Source organism: Hydrogenispora ethanolica, from assembly GCF_004340685.1.
Taxonomy (GTDB): domain Bacteria; phylum Bacillota; class UBA4882; order UBA8346; family UBA8346; genus Hydrogenispora; species Hydrogenispora ethanolica.
Genome location: NZ_SLUN01000005.1, coordinates 35161 through 56051, shown reverse-complemented (window position 1 = coordinate 56051; position 20891 = coordinate 35161). Strand labels below are relative to the sequence as shown.

The 20891-nt window shown below is 58.8% G+C and carries 16 protein-coding genes; 7 read left to right on the top strand and 9 right to left on the bottom strand.

Annotated features, from left to right (window positions below):
• Window positions 1-78: 78 nt before the first annotated feature.
• The 7 genes from EDC14_RS05930 to EDC14_RS05900 form a co-directional block, all read right to left on the bottom strand.
• Window positions 79-1800, bottom strand: coding sequence for a methyl-accepting chemotaxis protein (locus EDC14_RS05930; RefSeq protein ID WP_165907822.1), 1722 nt, complete (start codon window positions 1798-1800; stop codon window positions 79-81).
• Window positions 1801-2032: 232 nt separating this feature from the next.
• A complete protein-coding gene (locus tag EDC14_RS05925; protein ID WP_165907821.1) occupies window positions 2033-3301 on the bottom strand; it encodes a nickel-dependent lactate racemase family protein in 1269 nt (422 codons plus the stop codon).
• Window positions 3302-3379: 78 nt separating this feature from the next.
• Window positions 3380-4885, bottom strand: a complete 1506-nt coding sequence (locus EDC14_RS05920; protein WP_132013342.1) for an extracellular solute-binding protein — start codon at window positions 4883-4885, stop codon at window positions 3380-3382.
• A gap of 162 nt (window positions 4886-5047) precedes the next feature.
• Complete coding sequence (locus EDC14_RS05915; protein ID WP_132013341.1) at window positions 5048-5923, bottom strand: carbohydrate ABC transporter permease; 876 nt, start codon at window positions 5921-5923, stop codon at window positions 5048-5050.
• A 1-nt stretch (window position 5924) separates the two neighbouring features.
• Window positions 5925-6869, bottom strand: a complete 945-nt coding sequence (locus tag EDC14_RS05910; protein ID WP_132013340.1) for an ABC transporter permease — start codon at window positions 6867-6869, stop codon at window positions 5925-5927.
• Between the two features lie 63 nt (window positions 6870-6932).
• Window positions 6933-8840 (bottom strand): GH39 family glycosyl hydrolase, encoded by a 1908-nt coding sequence (locus EDC14_RS05905; RefSeq protein WP_165907820.1) that lies wholly within the window; start codon window positions 8838-8840, stop codon window positions 6933-6935.
• 354 nt (window positions 8841-9194) lie between these two features.
• Entirely contained in the window at window positions 9195-10052 is an 858-nt protein-coding gene (locus tag EDC14_RS05900; RefSeq protein WP_165907819.1) for an AraC family transcriptional regulator, read from the bottom strand.
• A gap of 296 nt (window positions 10053-10348) precedes the next feature.
• On the opposite strand from EDC14_RS05900, the gene EDC14_RS05895 reads away from it, so the two are divergent.
• A complete protein-coding gene (locus tag EDC14_RS05895) occupies window positions 10349-10576 on the top strand; it encodes a hypothetical protein (protein WP_132013337.1) in 228 nt (75 codons plus the stop codon).
• Between the two features lie 124 nt (window positions 10577-10700).
• Here EDC14_RS05895 and EDC14_RS05890 read toward each other — a convergent pair whose 3' ends face one another.
• Window positions 10701-11579, bottom strand: coding sequence for a hypothetical protein (locus EDC14_RS05890; protein WP_132013336.1), 879 nt, complete (start codon window positions 11577-11579; stop codon window positions 10701-10703).
• A 1948-nt stretch (window positions 11580-13527) separates the two neighbouring features.
• Window positions 13528-15099, bottom strand: a complete 1572-nt coding sequence (locus EDC14_RS05885) for a plasmid pRiA4b ORF-3 family protein (protein ID WP_132013335.1) — start codon at window positions 15097-15099, stop codon at window positions 13528-13530.
• Window positions 15100-15943: 844 nt separating this feature from the next.
• Here EDC14_RS05885 and EDC14_RS05880 point away from each other — a divergent pair.
• Genes EDC14_RS05880 through rsxA form a run of 6 tightly spaced genes read left to right on the top strand, consistent with a single transcriptional unit; the run spans window position 15944 to window position 20803 of the window.
• Window positions 15944-16921 (top strand): FAD:protein FMN transferase, encoded by a 978-nt coding sequence (locus tag EDC14_RS05880; RefSeq protein ID WP_132013334.1) that lies wholly within the window; start codon window positions 15944-15946, stop codon window positions 16919-16921.
• Entirely contained in the window at window positions 16914-18221 is a 1308-nt protein-coding gene (gene rsxC, locus EDC14_RS05875) for an electron transport complex subunit RsxC (RefSeq protein WP_132013333.1), read from the top strand. The genes EDC14_RS05880 and rsxC overlap by 8 nt, the downstream gene beginning before the upstream one ends.
• A gap of 12 nt (window positions 18222-18233) precedes the next feature.
• Entirely contained in the window at window positions 18234-19145 is a 912-nt protein-coding gene (locus EDC14_RS05870) for an RnfABCDGE type electron transport complex subunit D (protein ID WP_132013332.1), read from the top strand.
• Complete coding sequence (locus EDC14_RS05865; protein ID WP_132013331.1) at window positions 19142-19660, top strand: RnfABCDGE type electron transport complex subunit G; 519 nt, start codon at window positions 19142-19144, stop codon at window positions 19658-19660. The genes EDC14_RS05870 and EDC14_RS05865 overlap by 4 nt, the downstream gene beginning before the upstream one ends.
• Window positions 19635-20231, top strand: a complete 597-nt coding sequence (gene rsxE / locus EDC14_RS05860; RefSeq protein ID WP_132013330.1) for an electron transport complex subunit RsxE — start codon at window positions 19635-19637, stop codon at window positions 20229-20231. The genes EDC14_RS05865 and rsxE overlap by 26 nt, the downstream gene beginning before the upstream one ends.
• Window positions 20228-20803: an electron transport complex subunit RsxA gene (gene rsxA / locus EDC14_RS05855; RefSeq protein WP_132013329.1), complete on the top strand. Its 576-nt coding sequence runs from the start codon at window positions 20228-20230 to the stop codon at window positions 20801-20803. The genes rsxE and rsxA overlap by 4 nt, the downstream gene beginning before the upstream one ends.
• The last annotated feature ends 88 nt before the right edge of the window (window positions 20804-20891 follow it).

The following is a 20891-nucleotide window of genomic DNA, read 5'->3' as shown; positions in this document are numbered from 1 at the left end:
TTCACTTCCCGCGGGGCAAAACGCAGGCGGGGCGGACCCATGGGTCCGCCCCGCTTGTCGCAGCGATAGAATGCCGTCTCAGGCCGTCCGAACCGGCTCCGTTCCGGACGTTTCAGCCCCGGCCAGCGCGAAGACGGTCACCGACTGTTTCAGGTTGTCGGCGATCAGCGCCAGGTTCTCGGCGAGCGCCGTTACTTCCTGCGCGGCCGCGCTCTGCTGTTCGGCGGTGGCCGAGACCTCCTCGGTATTGGCCACGCCGGCCTGGCTGATGCCGGCGATGGTGTCGATCACCGCGATCACCGCCGCATTGCTCTCCGTCATTTGCCGGGCCGATTCGGCCACTGCCGCCACCTGGGTCAGGTTCCGGGTCAGGGCCTCGAAGATCTGATGGAAGATGGCTTTGGCGTCCGCCGCCAGTTCCCGGCCGGTCTCGACCTTGGTCAGCTCTTGCTGCATCGCTCCCACCGCGGTCTCGATCCGCCGCATCATCTCCTGCGCCTGACCGGCGATGAGCTTGGCCGCCTGTTTGGACTGCTCGGCCAGCTTGCCGGTCTCCTGGGCCACCACTTCGAAGCCTTTGCCGTGCTCCCCGGCGCGGGCCGCCTCGATGGCCGCATTCAACGCCAATAAGGACGTCTGTTCGGCGATGCCCTGGATGACCGCGGTGATCTGCCCGATCTCGCTGGAGTTCTGGTTCAGTTGATTGACGATCCCGGCCACCTCCTGGGTGGTCCCGTAAATCTCGTCCACCTCCTGGACAATATTGTCGGCGGCTCGATGTCCCGCCTTGGCCAATTGGGCCACTTGGAGCGAGGCTTCATCGATCCGGGCCGTGTCGGCGGTGACCGAGCCAATCAAGGCGGAAAGCTGGTCAATGGCCGCGACCGCCCGGCTGGTTTGTTCGGCTTCCTCGACCGAGGCCCGCGCCAATTCGCCCATGGCCGAGGCCACCTGGCCCGCGGCTGCGCCGGTCCCGGCCGCGGCGTGTTTCAGCTCAGTGCTGGCCGCATAGAGCGCCTGGGACTGGTCGGTAATCCCCGCCACCAGCTCGCGCAGGCTCCCGAAGGCATGATTCAGACCCAGCGCCATTCCGGCGGTTTCGGCGCAGCCCGTCTCCGCCACATCCCGCGTCAGATCGCCGCGGGACAGCGCCTTGATGGCCGAAAGCATCGCCTGCAGCGGCCGGGCTATCGCCGCCGCCACCACCAACCCCAACAGCAGCGAAAGTCCCACGCCGATCACCAGGATGGCGAGGGTAATGAGTTGGGCGTTTGTAGCGTAGCTGGTGCCCTCGCGGATGGTCGAGGCCGCTGCATCCCGGATCTTCCCGGCCAGCCGGTTCAGGTCGTTGTCCAGCGTATTCAGGACCACGTCGAGCCGCTCGTAATTGGCCACGCTGATTGGCTCGATCACGATCTCCTCCATCTCCTTCAGTTCTTTCAGGATCATTTCCACCGGCTCCCGGCGGTCCGCGCCGATCTCCTGGATCCGGTTCCGCATATTGCCGAGCATGGTCATGGAGATGCCGAACATCGACTTGTTCAACAGCCGGCCCAAATAATTGCCGCGGACCTTCTGCAGATCCACTTCGGTGGCGCTGATGTGGGTCAAAGCCTTGGTGCTGTCGTTAAAGACTTGATCGGAGATCCGGTGCATGGTCCGGACAATATAAATGCAAAGCCCGCCCTGGATCAGCAAGAAAACTGACACGAACCCGATGACCAGCCAAATCTGCTGGAATACTTTGAGTTTGGTGAAATTCCGCCGGAACTTCTCCCACGGTCCGATACCCCGTTTCATTCGAATAACCCCCTCCGCAAGCGCTTCTATTTCTCTTTTCATCTTCTCTTTCCTTCGCTTTGCTTGCTGTTTGTTTCGGCAAGCGCCGGGAGATGGTGGATAGATCGGCCGGAAATTTAACATATCATTCATCGAAGCTGACATCAAAATAACAGGACCGGACATCAATCATGTCCGGTCCGGTCGGAAAAGTCCTGAAGCAGCCTTTCCCTCTATAAGTCCCGTTTCCGAATCAACCCGAAACGATCGGGCAGAGATCACCGCCCATCCTCAGAATGGCGATTCTGGCCCGGTCGCCTTTGAGCCGCAGGGCCGCGTCCAAGGCGCTCTGGGGAGTAGCGAAGGAACGAAAACCGAGCCGCTCCGCTTCGGCCGGGCCCACTCCCGGCGATACCAGGAAGGCGGTGGTCCGGCGGACCAGCCGGCCGCCCTGCACCATATTATGGGCCGCCACCTTGGAGAGGTTTTCTTCCCGGATCAGGCGGTCGGCCTCCGCCAGGCTGACATAGCCGTATTTCAGGATTTCGGGATGCATCTGGCTCACTCCCTCGGGGCAGGGAGTCACCAGGATGACCACCGCGCCGTCCGGCGCCACCACGTCCAGCGCGCACATTCCCTTCACCGCCTGCCACATCTCCTGATCCATCGGATGGGAATCGGCGATGTAGATATCCGCCCGCCAGGCGGGGTCGATCCTGGCGCCGAAGAGGCCCAGCGCGTATTCGCAGCCGAGGCGGTGCGCCTGCACCGAAGCGCCGGTTACCACCTTGACGACGCGCTGCCGGCCGTCGGCAATGACGTTGACGATCGCCGACAAGCCGGCCTTGGCGGCGATGGCGTCGATGATCCGCCGCATCGGATTGTCGCGGACCCCCAATACTTCCCGCTCGGGGAATTGTACGCTCTTCCAGTGAAACTCGCCCACCGCCGCTTCGGTGGCCACGCCCGGGGCGATAATCTTGCCCCCGCCGGAGAAGCCGGCCGCCGGATGGGGCGCAATCGAGCCCACGCCAATCACGAAATCGGCCAGGGCCATCTGCCGGTTGAGGATCACCGGAGTCCCGTCGTCCAGGCGGCCGTAATCATGCAACGCGGCGGGATTCTCCCATTCGTGGTTCAGGACCAAATAGTTCCGGGCGATCTCCGGGCCAACCTTCTGCTCGATCTCCGCCGCGGTCATCGGACGGTGCGTGCCCAGGGCGATGAGGAACCGGATATTGGCGGCTTGCACCCCGGCCCGGCCCAACTCCGCCAGGAGCGGCGGCAGGATCAGCCGTACCGGAGTGGGGCGGGAGATGTCATCGATGATGATCAGGATCTTGCTGCCGGGATGGAGGATCCGGCTGAACCGTTCCATGCCGATGGGCCGGGCCAGGCTCTGCTCGATCAGGCGCAGCGGATCCTCCGGTTGAAATTCGGCTTTGACTTCATAGATCTTGGTCTCGTTCCGTTCGTCGATCTCCAGCCCCGGAAGGTTGGGATACGGAAAATTATAGTGCATGGCAATGTTCCTTTCATAATCATGGTCTGAAGTCATTGCAAAGGCGGACGTTTCCGCCCGCCTCACTTTCCACAGGGATTACTTCTTGTAAATCCCGTTCATCTCCCGCAGCAGCTCATCGCCGCCGGCCTGCCGCCATTGTCTGGCGAAGGCGTCAAAGGAATCCACCGGTTTTAAGCCGATAATGATCTGGGTATAGGCTTCCTGCTGCATCCGGAAGAGTTCCGGCCAGTGATTGACATAGGCTTTGCTCCGCGCCGCCACATCGATGAAAGGATACGGCACGCTCTGTTTGGACAGATCTTTGAGCATCTTGGCCATGATCGCATTGTTCTCTGGCTTGTCGGCCGCGATCTGCATCTGGGCCTCCCAAAGATGGGTCTGGCGGAAGCATTGCAAAGCGTAGATACGCTTTTTCCCCTCCTCCGTCAGGCTTTTATTCCCTTTGGCGTCGACCTCGTAGTCCAGTCCCTTCAGACCCCAGCTGCCGAACTCGTAACCCGCCTTGGAAGCCCAGAAATCCCACCATTGAAAGAGCTTCTCCAGCTTCTTACCGTCCCTCAGCCGGGAACTCACAAAGAAATGGCTGGAAGTTCCGGCGTTCTGATAATGCTTCGGCGTCTTATGCCGGCTCGAGGACAGGATCGGCACCATCACCCACTGCGCTTTGGGATCGTTGGCCCGCATTTGCTGCCAGTTTTGCGGCACCGGATTGAACTCGCTGGGCCGCAACTGATCGAGCCAGGGCGTAATCACTCCCGTCTTGGCCGCGGCGACCTTGGCCGAATACAGCCCGGGCTGGGTGGGCATGTCGGGGTCGATCAGGCCCTCTTTATACCAGCGCTGCAAGGTTGCCAGCCCTTCCTTGGCGTCGGGGCTGATGCCGTTGTATTGAACCTGGCCTTTGGAGTCATAAGCGAATTGGTACGGATTGCCCACCGCGAAGAAGGGCACCATGAAGGTGTTAAAGTTCTCCCCGCCAAAGCCAAAGGTGTCGTTCCTGCCGTTGCCGTCCGGATCGCGGGTCACGAAAGCTTTTAACACCTTCTCCAGATCATCCATGGTCTTCGGCACCGGCAGCTTCAGTTTGTCCAGCCAATCCTTGCGGATGGCGAAGCACTCGCGGGCGGTGGCGCGCGGCCGGGGCACGCCGTACAGCACGCCGTTGACCGAACCCAATTGAATCGCTCCGGGAGCCAGCGCTTTCCAGAGATGCGGCGCGTACTTGCGCAAGCTCTTTTCCACCGGTTGAAAGGCGCCCTGGTTGATCCAATCATAGCCCGCCGGAGTGGTCTGCAAGTTGATCAACGTGGCGTCGGGAATATTGCCTGAGGCAATCATGGTGGAAAGCCGCTCGATGGAGAAGTTCATATTGAACTCCATCTGCAGCTTGATGCCGAGCCTTTTTTCGACCGCTTTCCACTCCGGCCAGTCGGGACTGGGAATCGTGGCCACCCACCAGTCAGTCATGATCCGCAGCGGTACCGCCTCATTCGCGGCCAAAGCTCCCGAGTTGGCGAAGAGCCCGGTGGCCAATACTCCGAGCAGAGCCACCCATACCATCAGTCGAACGAACTTTTTCATTTTTTCCTCCTCCTTTAAATTCGATGAATCGAATCATCCATCAAAGCCTCTTCTGTCATAGAGCGATTATCTTCCGCCGCGCAACGAGCCGTTTCATTTGCCGGAGCAGCTCATCGACCCCGCCAGACGAGCTTTCGTTGCAAACGGGCGGTCCGGAACGGGCTATTCCTTGATGGCTCCCAAGGTCAAGCCCTTGATGAAACTGCGCTGGAAGAACGGGTACAGCATCAGCATGGGCAGGGCCGACAGGATGATCGACGCCATTTGGAGCGCTTCCGGGCTGACCACCATCTGGCTCGCGGACAGCGCTTCGCCCGTGCCCAAGCTGCTGGCCGTGGCGATGGCCTGCCGGACCAGCACCTGCAGGGGCCACTTCTCCGGGGTGCTGATGTACAGAATCCCGTCGAAGAAGAGGTTCCACTGTCTGACCACATAGAGCAGTCCGACCGCGGCCAGCATCGGCTTGACCAACGGCAGATAGACCCGGTAGTAGATCAGGAATTCGCCCGCGCCGTCGATCCGCGCCGACTCTTCCAGGCTGGCCGGGACGCCCGCGAAGGACTGGCGCATGATAAAGAAGGTATAAGCGCCCATCGCCCCCGGAAAGATCAACGCGGCCAAGCTATCGAGCATCCCCAGGCCGCGCACGATGAGATAGGTGGGAATCATGCCGCCGTTAAAGAGAAAGGTGAAGAGAATGCCGCCGGTTAAAAACCGCCGCCCGATCAATTGCTTTTTCGACAGCGCATAGGCCAGCATCGTAGTCAGGACCAGGCTCAGCAGGGTGCCCAGTACCGTAATGATCACTGAGATCAAAAGGGCCCGGGGGAAAACCGCCCCTTGCAACAGCGTTGTATATGCGGTCAACGACCATTGCTTGGGGAGAATCTCCACCCCCACCGCCGGCAGCCAGCTTCCTTCGAAGGAACGCAACACGCAGTAGACAAAAGGGAATGCCGTAACCAGCGCCAAACCCGACAATAAAACGTAATTGCAAAAATCAAACAAGCGGCTGGACCAGGAATTGTCACGTACCATCTTAAAAGAGTCCCTCCTCGCCCGTTTTTTTGGCCAGCCAGTTGGCCCCGAGCACCAGCACGAAGGCGATGACCGACTTGAACAAACTGACCGTCGTGGCGTAGCTGAACATCCCTTCCTGAATGCCCTTGCGGAAGGCAAAGGTGTCAAAGACGTCCCCCACCCGGTACAGCAACGGGTTATTGTTGATCAGGGTGTAAATCTGTTCAAACCCCACATCCAGGAAGGAGCCCAACCGCATGATCAGGATGATGACGATGGTCGGCCGCAGCCCGACCAGGGTGATGTGCCACAACTGCTTCCAGCGGCTGGCGCCGTCAATCACCGCCGCCTCATACAGCTGCTGATCGATGCCGGAGAGCGCCGCCAAGAAGATTACGCTGCCCCAGCCGGCATCTTTCCAGATCTGCTGCAGGATCACCGTGATCCGGAAATACTCCGGTTTATTCAGGAGCATAAACGGCTGGCCCGCGTCCGAGGCCAACAGCCGGCTGAAGATCCCCTGGGCCGATGAGAAGGTGAGGATGGTGATCCCGGCGATGACCACCCAGGAGACGAAGTACGGCGCGTAAAACACCGTCTGGAGCGCTTCCCTGAAAACCCGGTTGCGCAGTTCGTTGAGGAGCAGGGCCAACACAATAGTGAAGGGGAAATAGATCACCAGGCTCAGTACCCCCAGGATCAGCGTGTTTTTCAGCAAAATCCAGAAATCGGGCCGGGCGAACAGCTCCTGAAAGTGTTTCCAGCCGACCCACGGACTGCCGAGCATCCCCAGGAAGGGACTGTAATCCTGAAAGGCGGTCATCACCCCCCACATCGGGCCGTACTTAAAGATCGCGAACCACAGCAAGCCCGGCAACGCCATCAGATACAGCACCCGCATTCGCCAGACCTGCTGCCAGACGCTCCGCCGGTCCCGCGACGCCAAATTCTCAGCCTTCGGCATCCGCCATCACTCCATCCTTCCGATTTCATCTTTCCCGGTGCGCCAACCCGCCGCCGCGGCGTTTCATGGCGCCAGCGCGACGCGGGACGCCTCGGAACAGTCGCTCTCCAGCAGCGAAGCGTTGAGGGACTGGATCCGGTACTCATAGGTCCGCCCCGGGCTTACCGCCATATCGGTGTAAGTGGCGGTATTCAGGGAGGGCGCGTCGCTGATCACCCGGAACTCGGCCTCGTCGTCGCCGCGCCGCCAGACCCGGTAGTATAGGAAGTCCCGGTCCGGGCAAGGCCGCCATTTCAGGAAGACCTGGCGGTTGCCGTTGCAGCCCGTCTCGGCCACGGCCTTAATGAACTCCAGCCGGGCCGGCCGCTCCCGGTTCTCGGGCACCAACAGCAGCAAGGAGACTGCGTGCATCGGCAGATCCAGGTCCGCCCGGAATGGGCCGTCCAGAACGATGGGCCGGACCGGCTCGTACAGTTCCAGCCCTTCCCGCTCCCGGAGCGACTGGATCTGCTCGGCCGAGGGCTGGCCGGGAGCGCCGAGACTCTTCCATACCGCGTGCGCATTGCTGTGCTCGCGGTCGATACGGTAATGCACCAGCCGGTACGCGCCAGTGAACGGGAGATTGCTGACCTCCAGCCGGAAGCGGCGGCGGTTGACGTCATCCTCCACGCCGTCCTCAAAGTTCCAGACCATGATGGCCAAAGCGTCGTCCCGCCGGGTGGGGAGGATCCCGAATTTGCGGCCGAATCCCTCCGTAGCGCAGCTGGCGGCCAAGCGTTCATCGCCCAGCCGGCTGAGCAGGACATAGGCGTTGAAGATTGCTTTTTTCAGCAGATCGGTGGACGGATACTTCGTCAGCGGCGTCAGCTGGGAACGGTTCCCGCTGAACAGGAACCTCTCCCATTGAATATGGCAGTTGTCGCTGTCGACGATGCTCAAATTGACCTGATGCTGATCTTCAACGACTGCGCAGTAGTTGGTGATCATCTTGCAGACAAAACCCGCCGGATAATGAGTGTTCCGAAAGTTCAGCCAGCTCTCCTTCCAGATTCCCAGATTGCCGTGCCAGACAATATCGGACTCGTCATTGAAAAACTCGACCCCGTCAAACTCCGGATATTCTTTCAGGCATTCCAGGAAGCGCCCGAGCGCGTCGAACAGCACTTCCGACGACGGGTTATAGCCATTGGGGAAACCCCCTTTGCAATGGACCGAGATGAAATCGATCCGCGTGCCGAAGCATCCCGTGACGTAATTGACGCCCCGGGCGCAATGCTCCAGAAACAGCCGGAAGATTTTGAAGGCTTCCTCCCCCTGCTTGACGGCGGGCCCCCCCACCTTGATCCGGGGATTCACCGCGTGGATGGCCGCCTCCATGTAGTCGTAGAGCGCAAAGAAGCTGGCCGGCTCCTCCACCCAGGGCCCGTGGTTGTCGGGCTCGTTCCAGACCTCAAAGTACCACTGCTCGACCTCTGCCCGGCCGTACCGTTCCTCCAGGTGCCTGACAAAGTCCTCCAGCAGCTGCCGCCACAGCTTGAAATCCTTGGGAATGAAGCCCAACTCCCGGCTTTTCTGGATGCAGCTCGGCAGATAGACAGTCTCCACGATCGGCCGGATCTGGTGCTCCAGCATAATGTCATACACCCGGTCCACCCAGGTCCAGTCATAAACCAGCCGTCCCGCATCATCCAGGGATACGACCGCGTCATCGTCGAAGCTGTGACAATCCTGGCTGGCGTTGCCGTAATCGTGGCCCTGCAAAAAGTGGAAATCCCCCTTGCCGTGCAGGGTCAAGATGTTATGAAGGCGCATATACCGGAAGTGATTGTGATACGAGGAGAGGTAGTCGTACATTTTTTGCGACGCCTCGGTATAGGTGTAATCGGCGTTGGCGTATCCCACCGCGCCGAAGAAATGCCGGAACGGTTTGCGTTCCTTCCGAAAGTCCACCGCTAGTGTGATTTGATCCATTTCCGCAGCTCCCTTAGGTAAGTTTGATTGCTGGTTACATTTTAATATTCTTTTGGTTAAGAATCTTTGAATAAAATTGCAACGTTTTGTGCTATTTTTGAGATAAAAAAAATGCTTGAAATCAAGCATTTTTTGGAACAGCTCAGAGTTCAGAGAATTGCATAATTACCTTAACGAACCTGTGGCCACAATATATAGTGCAATGCCTGGATATACCTATCAATATATTGTAGACAAAAGATTATTTTATGAATTATGCAATTCTCAGTTTCCCCATCATTTGGGCGCCGGTTGCGCCGCTTATGCCGGGTCTCCGATGGTTGATTTTTTAGCCGGGCCGTCCCTCAGGCGGCATCAGACCGGATTGACAAAGGTGTCGCTGATATAGATGTTTTTGCGGATGCCCTCCCGTTCCCGTTCCCGCCAGCGCCCCGGGGCGAGCCCCACCATCCGCCGGAACAGCCGCGTAAAATGATGGATGTTGCTGATCCCGATCATTTCGGCGATCTGTTTGATGCTGTAATCGGAGTACAGAATATACTCCTTGGCCTTTTCGATTCTGTACTGGTGCAGGTACTCCAGGGGCGAACAATGCAATTCCCTGCGGAAACACTGGCAGACATAGCTCTGGGTATAGCCGAGGCTTTTGGCGAGGTCCTTCAGGACGATCGCTTCCGCGTAATGTTCCTGCAGGTAATGGATGACCTTCTCGCAGACCGGGTCCTGCTCGCTCAAGGCCAGATAATTGGCGGAATGATTCCGGGCGGTCGCCGCCCGCTCCGCCTGGCGCAGCAGCAAGAGGAGTATTTTCATCAGATGGACCGCGCTCAATTCCTTATAAAACGGCTCCTTGGACCGGCCTTCCTCGCGCACGCTCTCCAGCGCCGTCCGCACCTCGGTCAAGCCGGAGAAGACGCACTCCGGCAAGGCGTCCAGCCTGGCCTGGAGTGCGGGGTCGATGATGTTGAACTTGATATCCAGGGTCTTCAAGGTCTCTTTCCCCTGATTGATCATGCTGTGTATTTGGTTGGAGCGTACCAGCAAGAGCATGTCCTGTCCGAGGGAGACCCGGCGGCCCGCCGCGTTAAATTCGCCTCGCCCAGCGATAATGTAAAAGATTTGATAGCAGTCATGATGATGCTCGCCGAGCCGGTCGCCCGGCTGATAATAGTATAAAGCGATCCAGAGTACCTCGACTTCGGAACCGAACATGATCTTCACCCCTCCGGCACGGGATTGAACGCGTCTGATCCTGATGATCAAGGATTCTCTCCGACAACCGGACTTTCCTCTGGAAATTCCCGCGCATCGCGGCGAAAAAAGCAGCGCTCGCCAGCCGGGAGTTTCAAAGTCCGGCGCAAAACGCTTCCTCTTGCCGAGCGGCTCGGAAATGGCGGCGCTGCAATTCATTCCAAAGGCGCCGGACCCGCGGGCCGGCCATCATCGTTCCTCCGGCCCGGCACCAGCGGGAGCGCCTCCGGCATAGATTAGGACGGAGGTGATTCTCAATGCCCTGGCAGTCCGATCTGCCTTATTTAATGAACCGGCCGGTGGGCGTCTCGCTCACCAGCGGCCAAGGGGTCTCCGGCGTGCTCTGCGACGTCGTCGACGACCAGATTTACCTGATGGAATACTTGTACCAGACCCAATACGCCACCAAACACTATTCCTTTCAGGAGATCCAGAATATCACGCCCTTCCCCAGCTGCGGACCGCGGCAGAGACGGCTTTATTGAAGCCGGTTGAAGTTTCCCATCCGGCTGCATTCCCTCCCGGCCAGACTGAAGGCTTCGTTCAGGCGACCCCGGAAGGGGAACGCGGCCGGGCATAAAGACTTGACGCGGTCATGTCTCCGGCCAGTCACAGCCCGGAATGGAGGGGCCGGATCCGGACTTTCCGTCCGCCGCCGGCCATGAATAGTGTGGCTGTGACGCCGGTCAGAAAATTCTGAAAAAACATCTCCACCGTGCCGGGGATCAGGATTCCCGGCGGCAAGCTGCCGCTCGCCAGCAGCATCGGGACGAGTCCGCCGACGGTAAACAAGAGCAGGCCCACGGTGCCCGCCCGCCGCCGCAGGGGGTATTGCAGCCGCAGGATGAGGGGCGAGACCGAGGCGACCAGCAGCAGCGCCCGGACCGGCTCGACGGCCAGGATCTCCAAGGGACCCGGCACGTGCAGGCCATTGCCGCGGCCGCGGTAATAGACGCCGGTGAACAGCGCGAAACTGAGCGCGCCGAAGAGGTAATAAAAGACCACATAACTGCCGGATCCGGCCGCAAACCGCCACAGCCAGTCATACCAGGGCCGGCCTCTTTTCGTTTCCCAGCGGGTGCTGCGGGGACCGCCGCCGAATAAACAAGCCATGGCCATGCCGGTCAGGAAGGCGACCAGCAGCTGCTGGGCCAGCAAGGTGCAAGCCGTGTTCCGCGAGATCATGCCGGGAGCGAAATAGATCGCTTCGAGCATTTGCGCGACGGAATTCAAAAATAACATGCCGCAGACGGCGAAGCAGACCCGGATTCGCGAGAACCCCGTCTTGGCGACGGCGGGCCCGGCCACGGCCGCAATGAGCAGGCCGGAAAGAAACACGAATAGCAAAAGGCGGTTGGGATCCCCTTTCATCTCCGGGAATGGGGCGCCCAGTCCGGCCAGAAGCCCTCCGCCCACCAGGGTGGCGGCCGTATAGACTGTCGCGGCAACGCCGATTTTCCAGACCCATTTCAACCAGGATCGCAGCATGTTTCCTCATCCTTTCCCGCCCGGGAGCGAGGGTTCGCCCCGACCCGGAGCCATTGCCACCCCCAATGATTCGCTCCGGCGGCCCTCCTTCCTGCCGGCGAAGTCCTGTCATTCCAAAGTTTTTCCAAAAAGCCTCCGCTCGCCCTCCCGCTGTACCCGGTTTTCGCCGCACTCGCCCGACTTATCCACAGCCAAAAATGTTAACCACATTAAACGGATCCATTTATCCACAAAAATAGGTCGCTTATCCACAAAAAGAGCTTGCCGAACGACTGAGCAAGCTCTCTTATTCACAAAACAAGCTCGCTTATCCACAAAAAGAGCTCGCTGAACGACTGAGCAAGCTCTCTCATTCACAAAACAAGCTCGCTTATCCACAAAAAGAGCTTACCGAGCGACTGAGCGAGCTCACTTATTCACAAAACGAGCTTGCTGAGCGACTGAACGAGCTCTTTCAGTCACCCAAGGCGATCCGTGATTCCCAAAACGTGCTCTTTCAGCTCCTCAACCCGGCCACGTATCCGCCAAACGACGCTACTACAAGCCATGTGATAAAGTCATGGATTTCGGTCGGCGTTGGGGTCAATGCCCTCACCCCCGGGGCAGATTCATAGTCGTCTGCCCTCCCCCATAACGCTCGAAGTACCCTCGCTATGGGGGAGGGAGGAATAGGCCTAAGTACTTGACGTGATTGAACTTGGGCATTGTAGTCCCTCCCCCATAGCTCAATGTCGTCAAGCTATCGTGGAAAAATTTAGCTGACGAAATTGAACGCCAACCGGGCGATAAATCACCCGGCTACAAGACGAAAGGACCTTGAAAGGCCCTAAAAAACGGGATAAAATATTTTGCTGAAAATTAGCCACGGAAGGCTTCCATCTTGTAGCCGGGGCATTCATGCCCCGGTTGGCCCGCATATCGTCTACATCGTAGGCACCGTTGAAATCAAATTCCAAGATATGGAATCATCGCTTGACGACATTGCCCCATAGCTATCGTTTTTTGATAGCGTCATGGGGGACCAAAGTCAGGAAGGCTTAAGTTCCGGCGTCCATGGTGGAGTACGCCGGAAGGGCAGGCCGCTTCGAAAAGACCCAATGGGTGAGGGCATTGACCTGCAACGGCATTATAGAGCTTTTTCACAGCTCTTCCAGACGCCATGACTTATCCTTCAATCCCTTCGTGAGTGAGCGGAGCGAATTTGATAATCGCCAAAGAAATTTATTTCCTAAATATAGCTGAAGGCCCGGCCGGCGTCATCCGACGCCGGCCGGGCCCATTCGTTCGGGGGAGGGGTGGGGGGTGAGTAACACCAACGGCTTGAAACTTTTCGCAGCGGACGCCCTGCCGGAACGGGAACCCCGCTTCTCCGTGAACGGCGGGCCCCCGGCGGCGGGTCGGCCGCCCGCTGGTCGTCGGCTGCTTCGCGTTCCGCGGCGCCCTTTCCGCTGAAAAGGCGCGCGGTTGCCAACAATCGCTGGCCATGATAGTTTATGCATCTTTTTCACAAAGGTTCGTGCTTTGAACGCTTTTATACATAAAACACGCAATCGAAGGCTTTTCAACCTCTTTCTGCAATCCCGGGCATTTTTGATATATTCGGATGAAATCAATTCTTAAGCAAGATTTGCATTCCTAACGCAACGATTTACAAGTCATTTCCATCGTAAAGCCGAATGCAAATGAGATCGAGGCGGAATTCATTTCAGCCATTTCAACGGCAAGCGCCGTGATGTTCCGGATGGAAATTGAATTCAACCGAGATCGTTTTGTGAAAGATCCCCGTAAGATGAAAAAAGGCGGCATTTTTTATGTATACTCCAACCTTGCCCCGAATTGATATTTACTTTGCCCCAATCGGATGAACATCCCGGTTTTAAGTCGAGAATTTTCAAAAAAGTCCCTTTCATCGATTCGGCGGCGTTGTCGGCCGCCACCGGGAGTGCGTTCACGAATAATCCGGATACTGCTCCGGCGACCGTCCCTTGCCCCTCACCAGTTCCGGCCGGAGGACCAGGGGTTCGTCCGGCAGGATCGCCTCCAGCGTGACCCGGAAGCGCCACTCGTCGCCGAAGTCGAACAGGTACAGGAATTGCCGCCCCACCGCCAGACCCAGCTCGCCGAGGCGGGCCTGGTCGACGAACGGGCCCCGGCCCTCCCCCGGCGCCTCGTAACGCTGCCGCGAATACGGCCGGCCGTCCATAAAGAACGCATAGCGGTGCGCGTCGTCAAAACCGTAGGCTTCTTGGATCGCCCGGTGCAGGTCCAGCAGGGTGTGGCCGGCCGCGAGTTTAATCTGGCGCCACAGCGACGCCGCCAGGGCGACTTTGAAAAGATAATTCCCCGGCGCGAAGCCGGCCGGCCGTTCCGCCCCGGGAGACGCCACCCGGCTTGGCGCCGCCGTGCCGCCGGTTTCGGCCGGATCCGCCCCGGCCCGCTCCACGACGGCGAGCTCCGCCAGGGAATGGCCTTTCAGGAACCACTGCCGGGTGGCGCCGTAAAAAGCGTCCAGCAGGCCGGAACACTGCCCCAGGAGCTCCCGGTCCGCGAGAGAGAACCGCTGCTGCGCCAGTCCCAGCAGCACCTCCGGACTCACGCCGTTTTTGATGGCATATTCCCATTCAACCACCGTCTTTGCGGCGACATCCCTAGCGATGTGGAAATGGGAGGCCAGAAACCGCACCAACTCCTGCAGAGCCGGGCTCTTCTCGTAAAAACCCGGCTCTCCGGCGCGGTCCCATGCTGCCGGTTCCGCTCCGTAAAAGGGCAGCTCCGGGCGGGCCGCCTGCTTCGCCTCGATCTTGCGCCAGTCTAAAGCCCGCCGGTGCGCCATTCCGAAATCAACCCGCCGCATGACCTGATAGTAATCGGCCGCGCTGGTCAGCACGGCGATCATCTCCATCCGATCCAATGCCGGAAGAGCCTCGGCCTCCGCCAGGATCTTGGCCAGCCGGGCGAAGGAGACGGTCCCGTAGTAATACAGCAAGCCTTGACTCCGGCGGATCCAGGCGCTGTTCCGCCGCACCCGGCGTTGGTAGGCCACATCGTCATGCTGCGCAAACAACGCCGCCAGCTCGTCCGGGATCCGCAGCACCCTTTCGCCGCCCAGGGTGCCGGAGAAAATCAGGCCGCGTTCCCGGAAATACTCGAGCTGTTCCGGCTGAAGGTCGAATTGGCCGGTATAACCGCCGGCGGCAATGACCCGCCGCACCAGTTGGTACTGATCCCGGTCGAAAAGGTCGAACAACTTGGCGCACCGTTCCACCAGGACGAAGACCAGTTCCGCAATGCGCTCGGCCTTTTTCAAGCCGCTGCGGCCCTGCCAGTCCAGGTTGCGCTGGATCGCCGCCAGTTCGTCGGTGGACAATCCGGCCAGCAATTCGGCGTAGGAAGCGGCCGGATCCAGTTCCCGCCAGTGTTTCCGTTCCCGTCTCAGCCGCAGTTCCGCCTCATGGAGCCGGGCGGCTTCCAAAGCTCCCCACAGCCTTTGATAGGCCTCGGAGTCGCTCTTTTTTTTCATGTCGATTCACACTCCGCTCGATTGATGCTTCCGGGAGAAGCTCCTCCCGGCCGTCTATGTCGCCTCGCTGCGCCGGGCCGGCGCAGCGGAAAACCGCCCCCAAACTTCGCGCCCGCTCCTTCCAAACCTATTGGAAAAGGCGAAAAAAGGCCGGACAATATTGGGGCATCCTTCATAAATTTATTTTAGCAATAATAAAATGAATAGGCAAAAATTTTTCTCGCCTTTTCGTTTGCTGTAAAGAAATCCCAAAAATGTTATACAAATTTTGCTAAAGTGATTTTTTTGCACGAAATCATATTTCCCTGCAGGAATCGGGCGACTTGGAATCGAAATTATTAATCAGTCTTAGACAGATTCAGAATACCCGCCGACCTACATATGTCGCACTAAATATTCCGAACAAAAACTTGGCGACATATTTTCCTTGCTGGATAAGATGAAATAAATTCCATTCTTTACCCTTTTCCAGCCATGCTTTAAGGCTGGAAAAGCTGGTTCGGATTATTTATTTCATCTTATAGAGATTGATTTTCGAGATAGTTCAACGCAACCCGGGGTTGCAGCGAGTCCGGAAAGTCAACCAAACCAATTATCTTCGAAAAAAGACCGCTGCAAACAGCGGAGCATCTCTATTTAACCTCTTCTTCGCGACGGATAAACATCAACAAACCGGATGAAATCAACGCGCCGCCCTAATGGGTTGGGCTTTTTTCATCACGGACTCATGAGATAGGCCGGGTCCCTTGTCAAGATCGATTCGGCAGTGGCTTGAACGTTGATTCCATCAGTGATTTGCCGAATCCGGGTTTCCACTCACAACACGGTTGGGAGGCAATTACTCTTGAAACAGATACGATTGGTCACTCTCCTCGTATGCTTTCTCTCCCTGCTGCTCCCCGTATCAGCCGCCGCTACCCCCGACGAATACGCGGAAACGCGTTTGCTCATGGGCACGACCGTGGAGATCAAGGTCGAAGCGGATCATAAAACCGCCGCCCAGAAAGCCGTGGCTGGAGCATTTGCGGAGATCGCCCGCCTGGAGGCAATTTTCTCCGTCTATAATCCCAACTCCGAGATCTCGCTGTTGAATAAGAACGGCTCGGGGACTGTCTCGCCCGAGGTCATCGCCATGGTCCAGCGCGCCAGGCATTTCAGCGAGCTCTCCGGCGGAGCGTTCGACATCTCGGTGCTGCCCATGATCGAGCTGTGGCGACAGGCCAAAAAGAACGATAAACTGCCGGAAGCGGCGGAGATCGCCGAGCGGCTGAAGGTCATCGGCTGGCAGAACATCCAGGTCCAGGCCGCCCAGAAACGGATCGCCTTCGCCAAACCCGGCATGAAGCTCGATTTCGGCGGAATCGTCAAAGGTTACGCGGTGGACCAGGCGGTGTCGATCCTCAAAAAAGAAGGCATCCGTACCGGCATGGTCAACGCCGGAGGCGACCTGCGCTGTTTCGGCTCCCGGGAATGGCGGATCGCGCTTCAAAATCCCCGCGACCCCAATGACTTCATCACCATTCTGAAGGTGCGGAATAGGGCCGTGACCACTTCCGGCGATTACGAACGCTATTTCATCGTCGATCACCAGAAGATCTCCCATATCCTCAATCCCCGGACCGGCTACCCCGCCGAGCTGTCCATCAGCGCCACCATCGTCACGGAAAACGCCACTGACGCCGACGCGCTGGCGACCGCCGCTTTCGTGCTGGGACCGGAGAAAGCCCTGGCCATGATGGAACGTTATCCAAAGGCCGAGTGCCTGGTGATCGACGCGCAACGAAAAATACATCGTTCTAAAGGATTGGGTCACTATGAATAAACATCATTTTCGGGGCGGCATCCATCCGCCCGAGCATAAAAATACCCCCGGAGCAGCCATCGAAAACCTGCCGCCCGGCGGCACGGTGGTTTTGCCCCTCAGCCAGCATCTGGGAGCGCCGGCCCGGCCGCTGGTGGCCCCGGGCGACCGGGTCCGTACCGGACAGCTGATTGCCGAGGCCGCCGGCCGGGTTTCGGCCAACATTCATGCCTCGGTCACCGGCAAGGTCATCGCCCTCGAAGCGCGTCCCCATCCCAACGGGCAGAATGCGCCGGCGATCGTGATCGCCGCGGAGGATCCGGACGACCCGGTTCCTTTCACCCCGCACCAGCCGGATGAGCTCTCCGACGCCGAGTTGCTGGAACTCATTCAGCAGGCCGGGATCGTCGGTCTGGGCGGCGCGGCCTTTCCGACGCACGTCAAACTGGCTCCCCCGCAGGAACAAAGGGTCGACACGCTGATCGTCAATGCCTGCGAATGCGAACCCTATCTGACCTGCGACCACCGGGTGTTGCTCGAGGAGAGCGCGGCCGTGCTCGGCGGCGTACGGATCGCCATGCGGCTGCTCCGGGCGGAGACCGCCTATATCGGAATCGAGGACAACAAGCCGGACGCCATCGCCCATTGGCAACAGCTGCTGGCCGGCCAATCCCGGATCAAGCTCGTCGGATTGCGCACCAAATATCCGCAAGGCTCCGAGAAACAGTTGATCCAGGCGCTGACCCGCCGGACGGTGCCCTCGGGCAAATTGCCGCTGGATGTCGGCTGCGTGGTCCAGAACGTCCAGACGCTGAAAGCCATCGACGACGCGGTCCGCCTCGGTAAACCCCTCTATGAAAGGGTCCTCACCGTGACCGGCCGGGTCAACCGCCCCGCCAATCTCCGGGTCCGGCTGGGCACGCCGCTGGCGGCAGTCATCGAGCACTGCGGCGGCTTCAGTTCCGAGACGGTCCAAAAAGTAATCGCCGGCGGCCCGATGATGGGTATCGCTCAATGGACGCTGGAAGTGCCGGTGGTCAAGGGCACCTCGGGCGTGCTCGTCCTGGCGGCGGAGGACGCCCGGACCCAGCCGACCACTCATTGCATCCGCTGCGGGAAGTGTGTCAACGCCTGCGTCATGGGACTGATCCCGACCCAGATCTCCCGCCTGGTGGACAAGGAAATGGTGGAAGAGCTGAAAGATTATCATCCGCTGGATTGCCTGGAATGCGGCTGCTGCGCCTATCTCTGTCCGGCCAAGCTTCCGTTGCTCCAGCAATTGAAACTGGCCAAGGCCATGCTGCGCAAAAACAAGAATTAGAGGGGTTTTTCCATGAAATTCACGCTTGCACCGTCACCTCATCTCAAATCACCCGAAAGCACGGCTTCGATCATGCGTACGGTCTTCCTGTCCTTGACGCCGGCGGGGCTCTGGAGCGTTTGGCGTTTCGGAATCCGGGCCGCCTGGGTGATCCTCGTCGCGGTCGGCAGTTGCCTGGCCATCGAATATTTGGCCCAGCGCTTCGTCTTTAAGACCGCCCCTCGCACTGGGGACGGCAGCGCCGCCGTGACCGGGCTCTTGCTCGCCTACTGCCTGCCGCCGGGCATTCCCCTATGGCAAGTACCGATCGGAGCGTTCGCGGCCATCTTCATCACCAAGGAGTGTTTCGGGGGCATCGGCTTCAATATCTTCAATCCGGCGCTGATCGGACGGGCGGTACTGCTGGCTTCGTTTCCGGTGGCCATGACCCGCTGGCAGATTGACGGCGTGACCATGGCCAGCCCTTTGGGCCTCTTAAAGGAGAAACTGGCGGAGACCCCCCCTTCCTATCTGGATCTGTTCCTGGGGAACGTCCCGGGGTCGCTGGGCGAGGTCTCCAAGCTGCTGTTGCTCCTCGGCGCGCTCTTTCTGTTATACCGGGGGATCATCTCGTGGGAGATCCCCGTGGGATACATCGCCACGGTGTTCCTGGTTTCCCCGCTCTTCGGCCAGGATCCGCTGTATCAGATCCTAGCGGGCGGGCTGTTCCTGGGCGCGTTTTTCATGGCGACCGACTATGTCACCAGCCCTCTTTTCCGCAAGGGCAAGCTGATCTTCGCCATCGGCTGCGGCCTGCTGACGGTGCTCATCCGCAACCGGGGGGCTTTTCCCGAAGGGGTCTGTTATTCCATCCTGATTATGAACATGCTGACCCCGCTGATCGATAAGTATACGAAACCACGGTCTTTTGGAGCGGCAAAATGAGAGAAACAGTAAAATTGGGCATTTATTTAATGATTGTGGCGGCCGTGGCCGGAGTGGCGCTGGCGCTGACCCATCATTTCACCGCCGCCCAGATCCGGGCCGGCCAGACCGCCGCGGCCAAGGCGGCCTTGGAAGAAGTCCTGCCCGGGGCGGTCGAGTTTCAGCCGAAAGATGATTACCAGCAGGGGTTGGACGCCAAACGCCAGCTCGTCGGCTATGTGCTCCAGGTATCCGCCGCGGGATACTCGAGCCAGATCGAGGCGCTGGTCGGTATCGATCCCCAATATCGGGTCACCGGCGTCAAGGTGCTGGTGCAAAATGAAACCCCCGGCCTGGGCGCGAAGATCACCGGCCCGGGCTTCCTGGGCCAATTCGCGCAAAAACCGGCCGATCAAATTAAACTAAAAAAGGATGGCGGAACGATTGACGGCATCACCGCGGCGACGATCTCCTCGCGGGCCATCACCGATGCCATCCGGGAGCGAATCCATGAATTCCAACAAAATCATCCCTGAGTTCACCAAGGGTTTATTGAAAGAAAACCCCATCCTTGGCCTGATGCTCGGTCTCTGCTCGGCGCTGGCCGTGTCGACCGAGGTCGCCAATGCGGTCGGGATGGGCGCGGCCATGACCTTCGTCCTGCTGGGCGCGAATATCTTGATTTCGCTCCTGCGCCGCTCGATCCCGGCCAAAATCCGGCTGCCGGTCTTCATCGTGGTGATCGCCTCGTTCACCACCATCGTCGATCTGCTGATGAATGCCTATCTGCCCGATCTCCATCAGAAACTGGGGATTTTCATTCCCCTGATCGTGGTGAACTGCATCATTATCGGCCGGGCCGAGGCGTTCGCCTCCAAGAACGGGATCTTCTCCTCCATGGTCGACGCGCTGGGCATGGGTTGCGGCTACACGCTGGTCTTGACGCTCATCGCCACCATCCGGGAAGTGCTGAGCAACGGCACCTTCTTCGGAATCCCTTTATTCGGGCACTTTGAGCCGATCTTGATTATGCTGCTGCCGCCGGGGGCGTTCATCACCATCGGACTTTTGATGGCCTTGGTTCGCGCAAGGAGTGATAAAGCATGAATGAACTGGTATTATTGTTTTTGGGAACCATTTTCGTCAACAACTTCGTCTTCTCCCGCTTTTTGGGGCTCTGTCCCTATATCGGGGTATCCAAAAAGATCGGCGACTCCGTCGGCATGGGGCTGGCCGTGATCTTCGTACTCCTGCTGGCGGCGGTTTTTTCCTGGTGTATTCAGTTCTACCTGCTTCAACCGTTGCACCTGGAGTATCTGCAGACCATCGTCTTTATCCTGGTCATCGCCACCCTGGTGCAACTGGTGGAAATGGCGCTGATGAAGACCGCTCCCGCCCTCTACCAGGCGCTGGGGATTTACCTTCCCCTGATCACCACCAATTGCATCATCCTGGCGGTCGCCATCCTCAATGTCCGGGAGCAGCATAATCTGCTGAAGACGGTGGTCTTTTCCCTCGGCGCCGGGGCCGGTTTCATGATGGCCTTGGTCCTGATGGCGTCCATCCGCGAACGGCTGGAATTGGCCAATGTGCCCAAGTTCTTAAAAGGCGAGCCGTTGGCTTTTATCGTGGCGGGGCTGATCGCCATCGCTTTCATCGGATTTACCGGGCTCCTGTAAAAATCTTTTCAGCCAGAAATTGCCTTGCAAGAAGAATTCAAGCGTCTTGAATCACAGCTCTTTGAGAAGATGTAATGGAGGTTCATCC

Coding starts and splice junctions, on each gene's coding strand:
- EDC14_RS05915 (WP_132013341.1), bottom strand. CDS start 5,923: ATGGTACGTGACAATTCCTGGTCCAGCCGCTTGTTTGATTTTTGCAAT.
- EDC14_RS05910 (WP_132013340.1), bottom strand. CDS start 6,869: ATGCCGAAGGCTGAGAATTTGGCGTCGCGGGACCGGCGGAGCGTCTGG.
- EDC14_RS05920 (WP_132013342.1), bottom strand. CDS start 4,885: ATGAAAAAGTTCGTTCGACTGATGGTATGGGTGGCTCTGCTCGGAGTA.
- EDC14_RS05925 (WP_165907821.1), bottom strand. CDS start 3,301: ATGCACTATAATTTTCCGTATCCCAACCTTCCGGGGCTGGAGATCGAC.
- EDC14_RS05885 (WP_132013335.1), bottom strand. CDS start 15,099: ATGAAAAAAAAGAGCGACTCCGAGGCCTATCAAAGGCTGTGGGGAGCT.
- rsxA (WP_132013329.1), top strand. CDS start 20,228: ATGAATGAACTGGTATTATTGTTTTTGGGAACCATTTTCGTCAACAAC.
- EDC14_RS05890 (WP_132013336.1), bottom strand. CDS start 11,579: ATGCTGCGATCCTGGTTGAAATGGGTCTGGAAAATCGGCGTTGCCGCG.
- EDC14_RS05900 (WP_165907819.1), bottom strand. CDS start 10,052: ATGTTCGGTTCCGAAGTCGAGGTACTCTGGATCGCTTTATACTATTAT.
- EDC14_RS05895 (WP_132013337.1), top strand. CDS start 10,349: ATGCCCTGGCAGTCCGATCTGCCTTATTTAATGAACCGGCCGGTGGGC.
- EDC14_RS05865 (WP_132013331.1), top strand. CDS start 19,142: ATGAGAGAAACAGTAAAATTGGGCATTTATTTAATGATTGTGGCGGCC.
- EDC14_RS05930 (WP_165907822.1), bottom strand. CDS start 1,800: ATGAAACGGGGTATCGGACCGTGGGAGAAGTTCCGGCGGAATTTCACC.
- rsxC (WP_132013333.1), top strand. CDS start 16,914: ATGAATAAACATCATTTTCGGGGCGGCATCCATCCGCCCGAGCATAAA.
- EDC14_RS05870 (WP_132013332.1), top strand. CDS start 18,234: ATGAAATTCACGCTTGCACCGTCACCTCATCTCAAATCACCCGAAAGC.
- EDC14_RS05905 (WP_165907820.1), bottom strand. CDS start 8,840: ATGGATCAAATCACACTAGCGGTGGACTTTCGGAAGGAACGCAAACCG.
- rsxE (WP_132013330.1), top strand. CDS start 19,635: ATGAATTCCAACAAAATCATCCCTGAGTTCACCAAGGGTTTATTGAAA.